Below are 17,082 nucleotides of genomic sequence, written 5' to 3' on the forward strand. Positions count from 1 at the left end.
TGTTTCAGAATACAGGACTTGTCTGCCGGCGCACCTTGCCGCCGGGCTGTGCGCCGCGGCGCTGACGGCAGACAGCCGTTATCTCTGTTCACCGGTGGCGCCGTTATTTTGTTATGGAGAAACGCGGCCATCTGTGGTACAATATCTGCGGAGAGGCCGGCACATCGACTGACCGGGAGCGGAATCCCCGGAAGGTTTGGAAGGCGTGGCAAGCCAGGACGGAATGCGGCCATTCGGGAGGGAACAAATATTGATTAAGATACTCTTTGTCTGCCACGGCAACATCTGCCGTTCGCCTATGGCAGAATATATGATGAAGGATATGGTTCGGTACCGGCAGCTGGAGGAGCAGTTTTACATTGAATCCGCCGGCGTGGCTTCCGACAATGTGGGAATGGAGATGCAGGAGGGCGCGAAAAACAAGCTGCGTTCTGTAGGAGTTCCCTATGATAATCATCGGACTGCCCGCCAGATGACCCGGGAGGACTATAAAAATTTCGATTATGTGATCTGCATGGACGAGAATAACAGAAAAGAACTGTATAATCTGTTCGGCGGCGATCCGGAGAAGAAGATCCATCTCCTTCTGGATTTTACGGAGAGAGAGGAGAAAAACATCCCCGATCCGTGGTTTACCAACGATTTTGATGATACCTACGATGATATGCTGGTGGGAATCAGCGGGCTGCTGAAGGCTCTCCGGGAGCAGGACGGAGCGCTTTCCCGGGAAACCCCGGCGGCGGCTCCGGCTCCGCGCACTGAACCGGGCCGTGTTTCGGCTCCGCGTACCGAACCGGGCCGTGCCCAGACGCCCCGAAGCCTTGACAAAATGGCGGGATGTCGTTAATATGAATAAGGAACAGAAAAGAAAGGTGGAACATACGATGAAGAGAATTAAAACAATCGAGACGAGAAATCTGAAGGAAAGCCTGAAGGACGGCGGATGCGGCGAGTGCCAGACCTCCTGCCAGTCGGCCTGCAAGACTTCCTGCGGAATTGCCAATCAGAAGTGCGAGAAGGCTGAGTAAATGATACATCAGTACAGGCTGAACGGCTATAATATCGTGCTGGATGTGAACAGCGGTTCTGTACACAGTGTGGATGATGTTGCGTATGACATCATCCAGCTTTTTTGTGACGGAGAAATTTCACGCGAGGAGATTGCGTCCCGCATGCTGGAGAAGTACGGCGAATCCCAGGGACTGACCCGCGGAGAGATTGAAGAGGTTTTCAGGGATATAGACATGCTGCGCGAGGAGGGCAAACTCTTCACGGAGGATCTGTATGAACCCCGCGCCTTTGATCTGAAAAATCACCATACGGAGCTCAAGGCGCTGTGCCTGCATGTGGCCCACACCTGCAATCTCAGCTGCTCTTACTGCTTTGCCGCACAGGGAAGGTTCCACGGAGAGCGTGGACTGATGAGTCTGGAAACCGGAAAACGCGCTCTGGATTTTCTGGTGAAGAATTCCGGTGACCGGGTGAATCTGGAGGTGGATTTTTTCGGAGGCGAGCCTCTGATGAACTGGGACGTGGTAAAGGGCATCGTGGAATACGGCCGCTCCATTGAGAAGGAGCACGGAAAAAACTTCCGCTTCACGCTGACCACCAACGGCGTGGGAATTAACGATGAGGTCATTGAGTTCTCAAACCGGGAGATGCATAATGTGGTGCTGAGTCTGGACGGACGGAAGGAGGTTCACGACCGTCTGCGGAAAACCGTGGACGGTCGCGGAAGCTATGATCTGATTGTCCCGAAATTCCGGAAATTTGTCGAGGCTCGCGGCGGCAGAAATTATTACATGCGGGGAACCTTTACTCACGCAAACACGGATTTTACCAATGATATTTTTCACATGGCGGATCTGGGATTCGATCAGCTTTCGATGGAACCGGTGGTATGTCCGCCGGAGGATCCCGCGGCACTGACGGAGGAGGATCTGCCGGTTCTGTTTCGGCAGTATGAACTGTTGGCTGAGGAGATGCTGCGCCGTGAGAGGAAGGGACATCCGATCACATTCTATCACTATATGATCGATCTCAGCGGCGGCCCCTGCATCTACAAAAGAATATCCGGCTGTGGCTCCGGCACGGAGTATCTCGCTGTAACGCCCTGGGGTGACCTGTACCCATGTCATCAGTTCGTGGGTGAGGAACAGTTCTGTATGGGGGATATCTGGCAGGGAATTACTGCTCCGGACGTTCGGGAGGAGTTCCGCAGCTGTAATGTCTACGCCCGTGAAGAATGCAGAGACTGCTGGGCCAGGCTGTACTGCTCGGGCGGCTGCGCCGCCAACGCCTGGCACGCCGCCGGGTCAGTCCGGGGTGTCTATGAGTACGGATGCAGACTGTTCCGCAAACGGGTTGAATGCGCGATTATGATGAAGGTCGCAGAAGCATACGGAGAAGAAAATGAGAATCAATAAGTATATCGCCGCCGCAGGCGTGACCAGCCGCCGGAAAGCGGATGAGCTGATCCGCGCGGGAAAGGTGGAGGTAAACGGCGTCCGCCTTACGGAGCCGGGATATGACGTGCAGCCCGGGGACAAGGTCTTTGTGGACGGGAACAGAATATCATACGGCGGCCGCGACGCGTACTACGTCATGAATAAGCCGATCGGATGCATCACGGCAGTTTCCGACGACCGGGGGCGGATTACAGTGCTGGATCTGATGCCGGATGTTGAGGAACGGGTCTTTCCGGTGGGAAGACTGGACTACAATACATCGGGACTGCTGTTCCTGACCTCCGACGGCGAGTTCGCCCATCATATCATGCATCCTTCCGGAGCGGTGAACAAAACCTATCGGGTGCGTGTGGCCGGAAGCGTCAGCGCGGTGAAACTCGCAAAGCTCCGCCGCGGCGTCGACATCGGGGGCTTCGTTACCTCCCGCGCAAAGGTGGATGTCATCACCTGGAACCGCCGCTCCACGATTCTGGAAGTCACCATCCACGAAGGCAAAAACCGTCAGATCCGCCGCATGTTCAGCGCGGTGGGATGCCCCGTGCAGGAGCTCACCCGCATCTCCATCGGCAATATCAAGCTCGGACATCTGAAGCCCGGTCAGTACCGGAAAATGACCCGGGGCGAAATCGAACATCTGCGCAGCCTGTGAGAAACGTGCCGGTTCTCGCCGGGCTGACGTGCTGCGAAGGCACAAAAGAAGCCGCGCATCGGCGAACTCTCGTCAGATGCAGCGGCCTCTTTAAAATAAAGGATACTCAAGATGTTCTCTTAATTAAATTTCATATCGGGAAGAATCGAAGAATCAGTGACAGCGCTTATTTCCGCTTCATTTCCTTCGGCGTTACGCAGGTTCCGGTTGCTCTGCAGACCACGATCGGCTCTTCCAGGAAGTCCGCCGCGGAATCATTGATGTCTTTTCTGGAAACGACGACCTTGCGGGCCTCGAACTTCATCTGGCGAGAGGTGTTTCCGATCTTGGTGATTTCGCCGTAAGCTTCAATGTAATCTCCTGCGTAGGTCGGAGCCAGGAACTCTACGTTGTCATATGCGCAGAACAGACCTTCGTCTCCGTCCAGTTTGATCAGCAGCTCGGTCGCCACGTCTCCGAACAGGTGAACCATGTGAGCTCCGTCAACCAGCTCGCCGCCGTAGTGCGCGTCCTTCGCGGACATTCTGACTCTGATCAGTGATGTGATTTTTTCTTCTGCCATTGTTGTACTCCTTTTCCAATATTTGATTTAATCGATAAAATAATTATAGTTTTCTCTTTTTCAGATGTAAATATCAATTGAAAAAAATGTCCGGAGGGTTTATGATTTAATCAGAGTGAACCGTTTTGTGTTCGACTGAAATGAGGTGAATCGAAAATGAACCAGACCAGAGACTTTGGTGAAAACAGAGTGCTGGAACCACAGTACGTTCTGCCGACATCAGCCTGGAAGCTTGATAACCGGAGGGAAATCGAACCCTTTGAGATGCGTGTGAGGCTGAAGAAAATCCACATTGAAGGCACGAGTTTCAAGCAGATTCGGATGGAAGCGAACGACAATGACGAGAAAATCAAACAGAAAATCATCGATATCGTGATCCGTCGCGGCAAGCTGCATAATCCGGTGACAGACACCGGCGGGCTCGCCTACGGCACCGTCGAGGAAATCGGACCGGAGTATGAGAACCGTCTTGGACTCTCTCCGGGAGACGATGTGATCTGCAATGCGTCCCTGACGACGATTCCTATTTATATCGACAAAGTGATATCCGTTGACCGCGCCTTCGGGCAGGCGGACGTGGAGGGCTACACGATTCTCTACTCCAGAATTCCTGTGGTACGGAAGGCAGAAGATGTTCCGATGAATCTGATGCTGTACGCGCTGAACGAGTCGGGAACCCTGCTGAAGGTCAGTAATATTGCGGTAGGAAAACGGAAATTCCTGGTAGTGGGGAACGATGAGCTTACAAATATTTTCTACGGCTACGCTATCCGGAAGATTGCCAGAGAGGATGCGGAGATCATCTGCCTTCTTGATCGTAAGACAGAGTCCGTGCTGCAGGGCAGCTCGATGGAGCGCCTGATGGAGAAGGTCTTCACCGAGGTGCGGATGGTCGATATTCTGAAGCCGATGGAATGTCTGGCGGAGCTGCGGGATCGTGCCCCCTTCGATCTGACGGTGAACTGTGCGGATATTCCGGGGGCTGAAACCATCAACATTCTAGCTACCCGCGAAGGCGGGACCGTAATGTTCGCAAATCTGATTAACAATTACAATATTGCTTTGTACATCACAGAGTCTATCTCTAAGCGGCTGAACGTCCTCTGCGCTGACGGGTACAGCGAGGTCTATGACCGGTTCGACGTGGAGCTGGTCCGCGACCTGGCGCCGTATGTGGAACGGGCGGTGGAGGCGAACGTGCAGCTGGACGATGATCCGGCCTATCCGGTGGACCGCAAGAGCCGGCTGCGCGAGGTTTCCGGACAGCGGCAGACCATGCTGGAGGATTTTGTGTGCGAAAGCCGTGCGATGGCGGCGGTTCTGGACGAGATCCTTACGGTTTCCCGATACGACTGCAACGTGCTGATTGCCGGGGACACGGGGGTCGGGAAGGAAAAAGTCGCCAACATCATCTACAAAAACAGCATGCGGAAGATGCAGCCGTTCATCAAGGTAAACTGCGCGTCGATTACTTCCGACCTGATAGAAAGCGAGTTCTTCGGCTGTGAAGAGGGGGCGATGGGCGAGAAGCGCCCCGGCGGCCGGAAGGGGTATTTCGAGCTGGCGGATAACGGAACTGTTTTCCTGGACGATGTGGGCGAGCTTTCCCAGGATATGCAGGCCAAGCTTCTGCGCGTGATTCAGGACGGCGAATTCCGCAGAGTCGGCGGGAGCGTGCCGGTGAAAACCAACGTGAGGATTTTGTCGGCAACAAACCGCGACCTGGAGGCGGCGATCGAAGACGGGAGCTTCCGGCGGGATCTCTACTACCGACTGAACGTGGTCCGCATACGGATTCCCAGCCTGAAGGACCGGCCCGGCGATATCCCGGCGCTGGTTCATCACTTCCTGAAGAAATACGGGAAGAAATTCGATATGAAACGGCACATCGATGAGGATGCGGTGGAATACCTGAAGCAGTGTGAATGGGAAGGGAATATCCGGGAGCTGGAGAACGTTGTGCAGCGCCTGATGATCAGCTCAGATCAGGAGCAGATTACGCTTCTGGACGTGATGAAGGAGCTGCACGGCGATGTCTTTGAGGCGGCGGCGCTGGACAGTGGAGATACAAAGGAAGACGGGCAGATCATGGATCTGGAGAAAATGGTCCAGAACTTCGAGAAAAACATTCTGAAGATGGCCTGTGAACAGTACGGCTCCACAAGAAAAGCGGCCAGGGCCGTCGGAATCAGCCAGACACAGCTGGTGCGGAAAAAGAAAAAGTATGACATCTGATACGCCTGGAGAGTTTCGGGAAACTGTTACGGGCTGCCGGGGACTGATCTGCTCTGAGTTCAATCCCGGCAGTCCGTTCTGTTCTGTTAAGGGAGAAACAGATTTGTCGCAATGCCGATGGCGACGCTGATGGAAAGCAATATAAGAAAAAGCTTTGCGTGAGACCTGCTGTTTGTAAATGTAATTTCACTGAGCCGGGAGCGAACCGATATAGAATCATGCCCGTTTGCCTTTGAACCCAATTCGGTTCAATTGGCGAATAATCAAATTTTTCACAATCCCCGTGTACTTAATTGTGGACATGATTTCAGTTGGATTTTATAATTAGGTTAATCGGAGAATTCCGATATCACGTAGTTTATATTAATTCAATCAATTTTCTATCTAGGAGGATACAACAATGAAAAAAGGAAATCCATATGGAACACACAGAGTCATCTCCCCGAAGGGTGTTCTGCCGCAGCCGGCAGACGTTATCGATAACGATATGGAGATCTATGACAACGAAGTCAAGATCAACGTCAAGACCCTGAACATCGACTCTGCGTCATTCACATCTGTATGCGATCACGCATGTGGAAAGAAGCCTGCTGACATCACTTCCGACGAGGACAAGAAGGCAGTTGCGGACACCATGCTGGGCATTGTTGCTAAGGCAGGAAAGCATAAGAACCCCTGGACAGGTTCCGGCGGAATGCTGATCGGTACTGTTGAGGAAATCGGACCGAACTGGAAGGGCGACCTGAAGGTCGGCGACAAGATCGCTACGCTGGTTTCTCTGTCCCTGACTCCGCTGGTTATCGATGAGATTCTGGAGATGAGACCGGCAATCGACCAGGTTGACATCAAGGGTCATGCGATTCTGTTCCAGAGCGGCATCTATGCGAAGCTGCCTGACGATATGGAAGAGGGACTGGCTCTGTCTGCTCTGGACGTTGCGGGAGCTCCGGCTCAGGCTGCGAAGCTCTGCCAGCTGGGACAGACTGTTCTGGTCATCGGCGGCGGCGGAAAATCCGGACTGCTGTGCCTGTATGAGGCAAAGAAGAGAGTCGGCGTTACCGGTAAGGTTATCTGCGCTGCGGGATCTCAGAAATCCGAAGACAGAGCGCGCAACCTGGATCTGGCGGACGAGTACTTCCACATGGACGCTACCGATGCGGTCGGTATGTATGAGAAGATCATGGAGCTGACAGACGGACAGCTCTGCGACGTCGTTATCAACTGCGTTAACATCGAGAACACTGAGATGGCTTCCATCCTGACCTGCAAGGACGACGGAACCGTTTACTTCTTCTCCATGGCGACCAGCTTCACAAAGGCTGCTCTGGGAGCTGAGGGCGTAGGCAAGGACGTCAACATGATCATCGGAAACGGCTACACCAAGGGTCACGCGGAGGTTACTCTGCAGGTGCTGAGAGAGCATGACGGAATCCGCAAGCTCTTCCAGGAAATGTATGCGTAAGCATAGGCAACAAAGGGAAATTTAACTGTACCTCATAAAACTTTAAACATTTAACAAATGCGCGGCCGGCGTTCCGGCCGCGCGAAAAATCCTGAGAATATAATCATACGAAAATCCAAGAAATTAAAAACTACTGCGTTTCGTTTAAAAACTTAAGAAACAAACGAAGATAGGAGATTTATTATGGCAATCAGAAATTGGAAGGACATTCCTTTGTTCAAGGATGTCACGGATGAACAGTGGAACGATTGGCACTGGCAGGTATCCCACAGACTTTCAACGGTGGAGGATATCGCTCAGGTTGTGAATCTGACAGATCAGGAGAAGGCTGACATCGAGAAGGTTATGGGCGGATTCCGCGTTGGAATCACTCCGTACTACGCTTCCCTGATGGATCCCGATGATCCGAGAGACCCGGTCAGAATGCAGGCGGTTCCGACGCTGGCAGAGATGCACAGATCGGAAGCGGACGATGCTGACCCGCTGCATGAGGACTCCGACTCTCCGGCTCCGGGACTGACCCACAGATATCCGGACAGAGTTCTGTTCCTGATTACGGACCAGTGTTCCATGTACTGCCGTCACTGCACCAGAAGAAGACTGGCCGGCGAGACTGACGGAGCGAGATCCAGAGAAGACATCGACGCGTGTATCGATTACATCAGACGGACTCCGCAGGTCAGAGACGTCCTGCTGTCCGGCGGCGACGCGCTCTGTGTTGAGGACGATACGCTGGAGTACATCATCAGCGAGCTGAGAAAGATCGACCACGTTGAAATCGTCAGACTCGGTTCCAGAACGCCGGTGGTTATGCCGATGCGTATTACAGACAACCTGGTCAACATGCTGAAGAAATATCACCCGATATGGCTGAACACACACTTCAACCATCCGAAGGAAATGACTCCGGAAGCAGCGGAAGCATGTCGCAAGCTGGCTGACGCGGGTATTCCGCTCGGAAACCAGTCCGTACTGCTGAGAGGCGTCAACGACTGCAAGCACATCATGAGAGACCTGGTACATGTACTGGTCAAGAACAGAGTCAGACCGTACTACATCTACATCTGCGACCTGTCCGTCGGCATCGAGCACTTCAGAACCTCCGTTGCCAAGGGCATCGAGATTATCGAGGGCCTGAGAGGACATACCTCCGGATACTGCGTACCGACCTTTGTTGTCGACGCTCCGGGAGGCGGCGGAAAGACGCCGGTACAGCCTCAGTACGTAATCTCCGAGACACCGGATAAGGTGATCCTGAGAAACTACGAAGGCGTTATCACCACGTACACGCAGCCGCATCTGCCTGATCTGCCGTGCAAATGCGACTACTGCACCGGGAAGAAGACCTACAAGTATGAAGGCGTTTCCGCTCTGGGCGAAGGACTTCAGATTAAATCCATGGAGCCGGCACACCTGGCGAGACATGAGAGAAACGCGAAGAACAAGCAGAAATAAGAGGGCGTCTGCCTGAGCAGACCCGAAGAAAAACGACATAGGGAGGCTTCGGTCTCCCTATGTCATTCAAGAATATCCACAGGCAACAATCAATTATGGGCTTATTATACGATCTGTCAACTGAATACAAGACACTGTCCATTGTCGGCATGGCGAAAAACGCCGGGAAGACCACCGCACTGAACTATCTGATCGAGGAAGCGGATGACGAAATGATCAGACTCGGAATCACATCCACAGGGCGGGACGGGGAGACCTCTGACCTGGTGACGGGAACAGAGAAGCCCCGGGTGTATCTTTATGAGGACACGGTCGTTTCCGTTCCGGCGCAGCTGTATGAGCTGGCTGAGGCGGGGCTGGAGATTCTGGAGCTGACAAAGTTCGGTACGGCGATCGGAGACATCATGCTCTGCCGTGTCGCGGAGAGCGGGTATGTGCAGATTGCCGGACCCGTGGCGACCGCGGACAACAAAAAAATGTGCGCCCGGATGTTTGATCTCGGCGCGGAGCTGATTCTGATCGACGGCGCCATCGACAGGAAGTCCATTGCGGCGCCGGAAACGTCGGACGCGATTATTTTGTCGACCGGAGCGGTTCTCTCCAGGAGCCTGAAAAAGGTGGTGGAGGAAACCTCCCATATCGTCAATCTGTACCGGCTTCCGGAGCTTGAGGACGAAACGGCCCGGCAGGCGCTGGCGGAGACGCGCGGAGAGGAGCGTGTGACGCTGATTGACAGAGACGGCGGTGTGCAGCGGCTGGAGCTGGCTACCGGACTGGGCGGCAGTCGTTTTATCGACGACGCGATTACAGAAGACACGCGGTATGTATATATCCCGGGGGCTTTTACAAACAGCGTGATCGCCGATATCCAGACTGAGAAGCTGAAGAGGGTCAGGTTCATCCTGAAGGATCCCACAAGGATTTTTATCAATGTGATGGACTGGAGACAGCTGATCAAGCGCGGATTTTCGGTAAGCGTCCTGAAGAACATCAGGATTGCGGCGGTGACCGTCAATCCTTTTTCGCCGGGCGGATATTCATTTGAACATGGAGTGCTGAGAGATACAATGCAGGAAGCGCTTCCCGACATACCGGTTATCGATGTGAGAATGTAGTCAGAAAGGGAGTAGACATGAAGCAGGGTTCTAACAGAAGGCTGGCCAATGTGAAGACCAGGACGGAGACGGGTTTTGAGTATGTCATGGCTCATCTGGATCTGAATACGCCTTTTGGAAAGAAACTCCTGAAAGAGAGAAAACCGTTTTATCCCGGTGAGGAGAACGAGCTGCGGCACGAGCTGGACAAGGTCGAAGACATGATGAAATTTGTCCGGGAAAGTGACCGCCAGGTTTCGAGAATACAGGAGACCTTCATGGAAATGAAGGATCTTTCCTACACGATCCGGAGAAGTCACAGAAACGCTTTGTCGGTGCTGGAGCTGTTTGAGGTGAAGACGATGCTTCTGCAGATGCAGAAGATCGGAAAACTTTGCGCGCAGACGGAAAGCCCTGTGCCGGAGGAGTATGTTCTGGACGACGTGACACCCCTGCTGGACAGGCTGGACCCCAGAGGAGATCGACTTAACACATTCTACATCTACGATGACTTTTCGGAAAAACTGGCTGAGCTGCGGAAGGAGAAGCATCGCTGCGAGATTCTGATCCGCAGAACGCAGAAGGCCAGGAAGGAAGAAATCCGGAAGGAATACGGCATCGTACTGACGCCGAAATTCGACGTCATCATTTCCAGGTCCAGCGAGGATCTGGAGAAAGCAAGGCAGATAAAAGATCTTGAGCAGATTTCGGAAGATTATATGTCAGTCACCTTTGAGCTGGCAAAATCGGACAAGGTATATGAGCTCGTCAGAGACATGGAAGAGGTCAACGGCGAGATTGAGGAAGAAGAGTTGAGAATACGGGAGCTTCTTTCGCAGGAGGTGGCCTCCTGTGAGGAGCTTCTGACTGAGAACTGTTGTAAGATAGGAGCTCTGGATCTTGCGCTTGCTAAGGCAATCTATGGAATCAGGCATGATTGTGTCAAACCGGAAATTGTCGAGGAGCACGTTGTTGAATTTGAAGAGGGCAGACACCTGCAGGTAGAAGAGGTCCTGCATTCCAAAGGAAAAGAATACTGTCCCGTCAGCATTGCGCTGGCGGACGGCGTGACCTGCATCACAGGCGCCAATATGGGTGGCAAGACGATTTCACTGAAATTGTCCGGTCTGGTGCCGATGCTGGCCCAATACGGATTCTTTGTCCCTTGCAGGAGGGCGAGAATCGGATTATCGAATTATATGCAGATTCTGATTGGCGACAGTCAGTCTGTGGAACGTGGCTTATCCAGCTTCGGAAGTGAAATGGAGGAGCTGAAGGAGATTCTGGACAACAGTCAGGACCGTTCTCTGATCCTGATCGATGAGATTGCCAGTGGAACCAACCCGATTGAGGGGCTGGCTCTGACCAGGAGCCTGATCGATTATCTGAAGGTCCGCAGCTATATCTCCCTGATCACGACACATTTCGACGCGGTGACAGAAGAACGCGATATCAAGAATATGCAGGTTCGCGGGCTGGCCGACGTGGACTTCAGAAAGCTGGACAGTGAACTTCATCTTGCAAACAGAAGAGAAAGAATAAATATTATTTCCCGGTATATGGACTATCGATTATATACGGTGACAGAAAACAGAGAGATCCCGAAGGACGCTCTGAATATCGCTAAGATGCTGGGCCTCAATGAGGAAATCATCGAAGGCGCCAAAAAGTATATTAAGTAAGGAGATAACAGGATGAAAAGCAAATTGAACATTGATCCTAAAATGGTCGACAGCGCGCGTCAGCACGCCGCTAATGTGGCCAGGGACATGCAGGAATTCATCGACGTACATACGACAGTAAGTACGGAGAGAACCGTCCTGAGACTGCTGGGGGTGGACGGCATTGACGATGTCGAGACGCCGCTTCCGAATGTCATTGTGGAGCAGATCCAGGCGGCCGGCGGCCTCCCGCGCGGCGCTGCGTACTGGATGGGCAACGCAATGATTCAGACGGGACTGCAGCCCCAGGAGATCGCGGAAAAGGTGGGAGCCGGTGAGCTGGATATCACCAAGCTTGACACAGCTTCTGCGAAAGAGGCGGAAGAGGCGATTATGCCTATCGTGCACGCTTCCCTGAAGAGAATCAAGGCACAGACCGCCAAGAGAAACGAATATATTGAACGTCTGGGCGAAGGCAGCAGACCGTATCTGTACGTTATCGTCGCGACCGGAAACATCTATGAGGACGTTGTCCAGGCGAAGGCTGCGGCGAGGCAGGGCGCGGACATCATCGCTGTAATCAGAACCACAGCGCAGTCCCTGCTGGATTACGTACCTTACGGACCGACCACAGAAGGATTCGGAGGAACCTACGCGACGCAGGAGAACTTCCGCATCATGAGAAAGGCACTGGATGAAGTCGGAGAGGAAGTCGGCAGATACATCCGTCTGTGCAACTATTCTTCCGGTATGTGCATGCCGGAAATCGCGGCCATGGGCGCCATCGAGAGACTGGACGTCATGCTGAACGACGCGATTTACGGAATCCTGTTCCGTGACATCAATATGCAGAGAACCATCGTTGACCAGTATTTCAGCCGTGTAATCATCGGCTACTGCGGAATCATCTTCAATTCCGGAGAGGACAACTATCTGACCACCGATGACGCGTTTGAGGCGGCGCATACCGTCACAGCGTCTCAATTCATCAATGAGCAGTTTGCGGTTCTTGCCAACATCCCGGAGGAGCAGATGGGACTCGGCCACGCCTTCGAGATGGATCCGATGATGGAGGACGGTTTCCTGTACGAGCTGGCGCAGGCTGTTATGGCCAAGGAGATTTTCCCGAACGCGAGCCTCAAGTACATGCCGCCGACAAAGTTCATGACCGGAAATATTTTCCGCGGACATATTCAGGACGCGCTGTTCAACCTGGTTTCCATCTGGAGCGGACAGTCGCTGCAGCTCCTCGGTATGATGACCGAGGCGATTCTGACGCCGCATATGCAGGACCGGTACCTGTCCATTGAGAACGCTCAGTACATCTTCAACAACGCCAGACACATCGGCGACGAGGTGGAGTTCAAGAAGGATGGCATCATCCAGAAGAGAGCTCAGCTCGTTCTGTCCAAGGCTAACGACCTGCTGGCGGAGGTTGAGAAGGACGGCCTGTTCTCGACAATCGAACAGGGTAAATTCGGCGGAGTCAAAAGACCTAAGGATGGCGGACACGGACTGGACGGCGTCTGCTCGAAGGACGACCAGTACTTCAATCCGTTCATTCCTCTGATGAAAGAAGGTGCAGAATAATGGCAGATAAGAATTGTGCTGCGGCAATTGCTCAGGTTGATCTGACCAAGGTCAAGCCTTACGGCGATACCCTGAACGACGGCTATATGGAACTCGCTTTTACTCTCCCGGTACCATACGGCGAAGAGGCAGAGGAAGCTGCCAAGCAGTATGTGGTCAAGATGGGCATGGAGGAACCGAACGTAACCTACTACCATGAACTCTGTCCGGGATATACATTCTTTGTTGTATACGCAAAGAGCACGCATACCGTTGACTTCACGAAGATCAAGGTCAAGAAGGTGGACGTCGAGGTGCTGGATCGTGTGGAGTGCGGCAAATGGATCGAGGAAAATGTCGGCAGAGACATCGTCGTCGTCGGCGCCTCCATCGAATCCGACGCGCATACTGTCGGCATCGACGCGATCATTCAGATGAAGGGCTTCCACGGACATTTCGGTCTGGAGCGTTTCAAGAATGTGGTCGCCTACAACATGGGTTCTCAGGTTCCCTGCGAGCAGCTGCTTGCAAAGGCCAGAGAGGTGAACGCGGATGCGATTCTGGTTTCGCAGACGGTTACACAGAAAGACATTCACATCAAGCAGCTGACCCAGATGATCGAGCTGGTCGAGGCAGAAGGCCTCAGAGACAAGCTGATCTGCACCTGCGGCGGACCGAGAATCTCTCATGAGCTGGCACAGGAGCTTGGATATGACGCCGGATTCGGACCGGGTAAATATGCAGAGCATGTAATGTCCTTCATCATGGAAGAAGTCGTGAAGCGCGGCTGGCAGAAGAAACCGAAAATCGAGGACAGATAACACATATTGTGTTAAGAAATGAACAAAACAACGTAAGCGTTGAAATTTAGCGGTTTCGACGCTTACGTCATGTTTTGATAAATTGTTGACAATTCATATCTCCGAGACTATAATGTAGTTGCAGCAGGGAACTGCTGCGGGAAGAATTTTTATTATTGACTTATTATAGTTATAAGGAGAAATGAGATGTTCAAGAAATTAACTGACGGCTGCGTTCACCTGGTGAACCGCTATCTGCCGGACCCGTTCATTTTCTGTATTATCCTGACGATCGTCGTGTTCATCGGCGCATTGCCGGCGACGCACGCCGGCGTCATCGCCGTGATTAACGCATGGGGCGTGGGAGTATGGAATCTGCTGGCGTTCTCGATGCAGATGGTTCTGGTTCTGGTACTGGGCAGCGCATTCGCGAATGCGCCGGCGATCAAGAAGCTGATTGCCAGAATCGCGAGTATTGCCAAGACGCCGGTACAGGCGATTATCGTTGTTACGTTTTTCTCGTTGCTGGCCTGCTGGCTGAACTGGGGATTCGGCTTGGTTGTCGGAGCTATTCTGGCCAAGGAGCTGGCGAGACAGATCAAGGGAGTCGATTACAGACTGCTGATTGCCTCAGCCTATTCGGGCTTTGTCGTATGGCACGCCGGAATTTCCGGATCGATTCCGCTTGCGCTGGCGACTCCGGACGCACCGGGAGCACCTGGCGCTCTGGCGACGGCTACCGGAGGGGCGGTAACTCATATCATTTCCACATCGCAGACGATCTTTGCGCCGTGGAATCTGATCTGCTGCCTGATCATTCTGGTATGTCTGCCGTTCATCAACGCGAAGATGCACCCGGCTCCGGGAGAGGCGATCACCGTTGACCCGAAGCTGCTTGCCGAGGCGCAGATCGAATACGCCGCACCGGTGACCCCGGCTGAGAAAATGGAGAACAGCGTAACCTGCTCGGCGATTATCGCGATCGCGGGACTGGTTTATCTGGTTTACTATTTCGCGACCTCAGGGTTCAACCTGTCGCTGAATATCGTAAACTTCATTTTCCTGATCCTGGGAATTATCTTCCACAAGACGCCGATCGGATATGTGAGGGCGATTGCGGATTCCGCGAAGGGCGCTGCGGGCATCATCCTTCAGTTCCCGTTCTATGCAGGCATCATGGGAATGATGACCTTCGCTCCGGAAGGCGGAACTTCTCTGGCGGGCGTGATCAGTAATTTCTTCGTATCGATTTCGAACAATGTGACGTTCCCGCTGTTCACATTCCTGTCCGCAGGAATCGTAAACTTCTTTGTACCCTCCGGCGGAGGCCAGTGGGCGGTACAGGGACCGATCATGATGCCGGCCGGACTGAAGCTGGGCGTCGATCCGAGCATTACCGGAATGGCCATTGCCTGGGGTGATGCGTGGACCAATATGATCCAGCCGTTCTGGGCACTGCCGGCACTGGGAATTGCAGGACTTTCGGCAAGAGATATTATGGGATATTGCTTGATAACATTGTTCTTTGTTGGTATAGTAGTATGTGGAGGTTTCGTAGTTGTAGGATTGATGGCCTAACGTTTTCGTGAAGCCGGAGATCCTGAGGAAACGGCCTTCCATGACTAAAATTTATAGAAAGGTGATTTATTATGATTGACAAAGTAATTACTGCCGATGAAGCAGTTGCTGGCGTTAAAGACGGTATGACCATCATGATCGGTGGCTTCCTCGGAACAGGTTCCCCGGAAATCCTGATGGATGCGCTTGTCAGAAAAGGCGTCAAGCACTTGACTGTAATCGCGAATGACGGCGGACTGGATGTCGGACAGCCGGCGAACGGTCCCGGAAAGACCCCGAGAGGCGTAGGCAAGCTCCTTGTCGGCCATCAGGTTGACCACATCATCGCTTCCCATCTGGGCGTAAACCCGAAGCTGAACGAGCAGTTCGCTGAGGGAACTCTGACCTACACGCTGGTACCGCAGGGTACTCTGGCTGAGAAGATCAGAGCGGCCAGCTACGGACTGGGCGGCGTTCTGACTCCGACCGGACTGGGAACTCCGATGGAGACCGAGAAGGACGAGCTGGGCAGAGACAAGATGACCATTGAAATCGATGGAAAGCGCTTCCTGCTGGAGAGACCTCTGCACGCGGATTACGCATTCTGCAGAGCTTCCGTTTGCGACAGATTCGGCAACTTCATGAGCGCCAAGGCAACCAAGAACTATAACTACGTTATGGCCGGCGCCGCGGATCACGTTGTCGTCGCGACGGAGAAGCTGGTCGATATCGGCGAGGTTGATCCGGATACATTTGACGTTGCAGGCGTACTTGTAAATGATGTTGTGGAAGGAGAACCAAAATGGCAGATATAAAACTCAAGGAAAGAATTGCCAAGAGAGTGGCAAAGGAAATGCATGACGGGGATGTCGTAAACCTTGGAATCGGCCTTCCGACCATGGTTCCGAATTACATTCCTGAGGATGTGATCGTGACCCTGCACTCCGAGAACGGATTCGCGGGGCTGGATGAGACCGTCAGCGATCCGTCCAAGATCGATGTGGATATCATTGATTCCGGCGGAAGCTACGTTACCGTGCTGCCGAGAGTTAAGTACTTCGATACGTCGGACAGCTTCGGAATCATCCGCGGCGGACATCTGGACGCCACCGTGCTGGGCGCGATGCAGGTTGCGGAGAACGGCGACCTGGCGAACTGGATCATTCCGGGTCACAAAGTTGCCGGTATGGGCGGCGCCATGGACCTGGTGGTCGGCGCGAAAAAGGTTATCATCGCGATGACCCACACCCAGAAGGGCAACCCGAAAATCATGGAGAAGTGCACACTGCCTCTGACCGCAGAGAAGTGTGTTGACCTGATCGTGACCGAAATGGGCGTTATGGAAGTAAGACCGGAGGGGCTGGTCGTAACCGAGCTGCATCCGGATTACAGCAAGGAGGACATCCAGAACGCGACAGCATGCAAGCTGATCTTCGCGGATGACCTCAAACCGATGGAAGAGGAATAATCGGATTCCGACCCGGACGATTCGGGCAAACCGGAAAAAGAGAACAAGAAACGGCGCAGTCGGACATATCGGCTGCGCCGTTGTCTATGTGCATGAACGCTG

The 17,082-nt window shown here is 53.3% G+C and carries 15 protein-coding genes; 14 read left to right on the forward strand and 1 reads right to left on the reverse strand.

The genetic code is table 11. The features are described from left to right. The first annotated feature begins 250 nt into the window (after positions 1–250). Genes BHK98_RS10300 through BHK98_RS10315 form a run of 4 tightly spaced genes read left to right on the forward strand, consistent with a single transcriptional unit; the run spans position 251 to position 3,117 of the window. Entirely contained in the window at positions 251–847 is a 597-nt protein-coding gene (locus BHK98_RS10300; RefSeq protein ID WP_075714009.1) for a low molecular weight protein-tyrosine-phosphatase, read from the forward strand. Between the two features lie 37 nt (positions 848–884). Then, a complete protein-coding gene (scfA, locus tag BHK98_RS10305; protein ID WP_075715136.1) occupies positions 885–1,028 on the forward strand; it encodes a six-cysteine ranthipeptide SCIFF in 144 nt (47 codons plus the stop codon). Then, complete coding sequence (gene scfB / locus BHK98_RS10310) at positions 1,029–2,426, forward strand: thioether cross-link-forming SCIFF peptide maturase (protein WP_075714011.1); 1,398 nt, start codon at positions 1,029–1,031, stop codon at positions 2,424–2,426. After that, on the forward strand, positions 2,413–3,117 hold the full coding sequence (locus BHK98_RS10315) for a pseudouridine synthase (RefSeq protein WP_075714013.1): 705 nt from the start codon (positions 2,413–2,415) through the stop codon (positions 3,115–3,117). The genes scfB and BHK98_RS10315 overlap by 14 nt, the downstream gene beginning before the upstream one ends. Positions 3,118–3,283: 166 nt before the next feature. Here BHK98_RS10315 and kal read toward each other — a convergent pair whose 3' ends face one another. After that, entirely contained in the window at positions 3,284–3,679 is a 396-nt protein-coding gene (gene kal / locus BHK98_RS10320; RefSeq protein ID WP_075714015.1) for a 3-aminobutyryl-CoA ammonia lyase, read from the reverse strand. A gap of 156 nt (positions 3,680–3,835) precedes the next feature. Here kal and BHK98_RS10325 point away from each other — a divergent pair, with 156 nt between their 5' ends. From BHK98_RS10325 to BHK98_RS10370, 10 genes are all read left to right on the forward strand, one after another. Continuing rightward, positions 3,836–5,914 (forward strand): sigma-54 interaction domain-containing protein, encoded by a 2,079-nt coding sequence (locus tag BHK98_RS10325; RefSeq protein ID WP_075714017.1) that lies wholly within the window; start codon positions 3,836–3,838, stop codon positions 5,912–5,914. 400 nt (positions 5,915–6,314) lie between these two features. After that, a complete protein-coding gene (kdd, locus tag BHK98_RS10330) occupies positions 6,315–7,376 on the forward strand; it encodes an L-erythro-3,5-diaminohexanoate dehydrogenase (RefSeq protein WP_075714019.1) in 1,062 nt (353 codons plus the stop codon). A gap of 183 nt (positions 7,377–7,559) precedes the next feature. Next, on the forward strand, positions 7,560–8,831 hold the full coding sequence (gene kamA / locus BHK98_RS10335; RefSeq protein ID WP_281247623.1) for a lysine 2,3-aminomutase: 1,272 nt from the start codon (positions 7,560–7,562) through the stop codon (positions 8,829–8,831). A gap of 59 nt (positions 8,832–8,890) precedes the next feature. Beyond that, complete coding sequence (gene kamB / locus BHK98_RS10340; protein ID WP_143404584.1) at positions 8,891–9,946, forward strand: lysine 5,6-aminomutase reactivase subunit KamB; 1,056 nt, start codon at positions 8,891–8,893, stop codon at positions 9,944–9,946. Positions 9,947–9,963: 17 nt separating this feature from the next. After that, complete coding sequence (gene kamC, locus BHK98_RS10345; RefSeq protein ID WP_075714023.1) at positions 9,964–11,607, forward strand: lysine 5,6-aminomutase reactivase ATPase KamC; 1,644 nt, start codon at positions 9,964–9,966, stop codon at positions 11,605–11,607. A gap of 12 nt (positions 11,608–11,619) precedes the next feature. After that, a complete protein-coding gene (gene kamD, locus BHK98_RS10350) occupies positions 11,620–13,176 on the forward strand; it encodes a lysine 5,6-aminomutase subunit alpha (protein WP_075714025.1) in 1,557 nt (518 codons plus the stop codon). Beyond that, positions 13,176–13,976, forward strand: a complete 801-nt coding sequence (gene kamE / locus BHK98_RS10355) for a lysine 5,6-aminomutase subunit beta (protein WP_075714027.1) — start codon at positions 13,176–13,178, stop codon at positions 13,974–13,976. Before kamD ends, kamE begins: the two co-directional genes overlap by 1 nt. A gap of 186 nt (positions 13,977–14,162) precedes the next feature. Beyond that, complete coding sequence (locus BHK98_RS10360; protein WP_075714029.1) at positions 14,163–15,533, forward strand: short-chain fatty acid transporter; 1,371 nt, start codon at positions 14,163–14,165, stop codon at positions 15,531–15,533. Positions 15,534–15,604: 71 nt separating this feature from the next. Beyond that, positions 15,605–16,327: a CoA transferase subunit A gene (locus BHK98_RS10365; RefSeq protein WP_075714031.1), complete on the forward strand. Its 723-nt coding sequence runs from the start codon at positions 15,605–15,607 to the stop codon at positions 16,325–16,327. After that, entirely contained in the window at positions 16,315–16,980 is a 666-nt protein-coding gene (locus tag BHK98_RS10370; RefSeq protein ID WP_075714033.1) for a 3-oxoacid CoA-transferase subunit B, read from the forward strand. Before BHK98_RS10365 ends, BHK98_RS10370 begins: the two co-directional genes overlap by 13 nt. Positions 16,981–17,082 lie beyond the last annotated feature (102 nt).

The organism is Hornefia porci, from assembly GCF_001940235.1.
Lineage (GTDB): Bacteria > Bacillota > Clostridia > Peptostreptococcales > Anaerovoracaceae > Aminicella > Aminicella porci.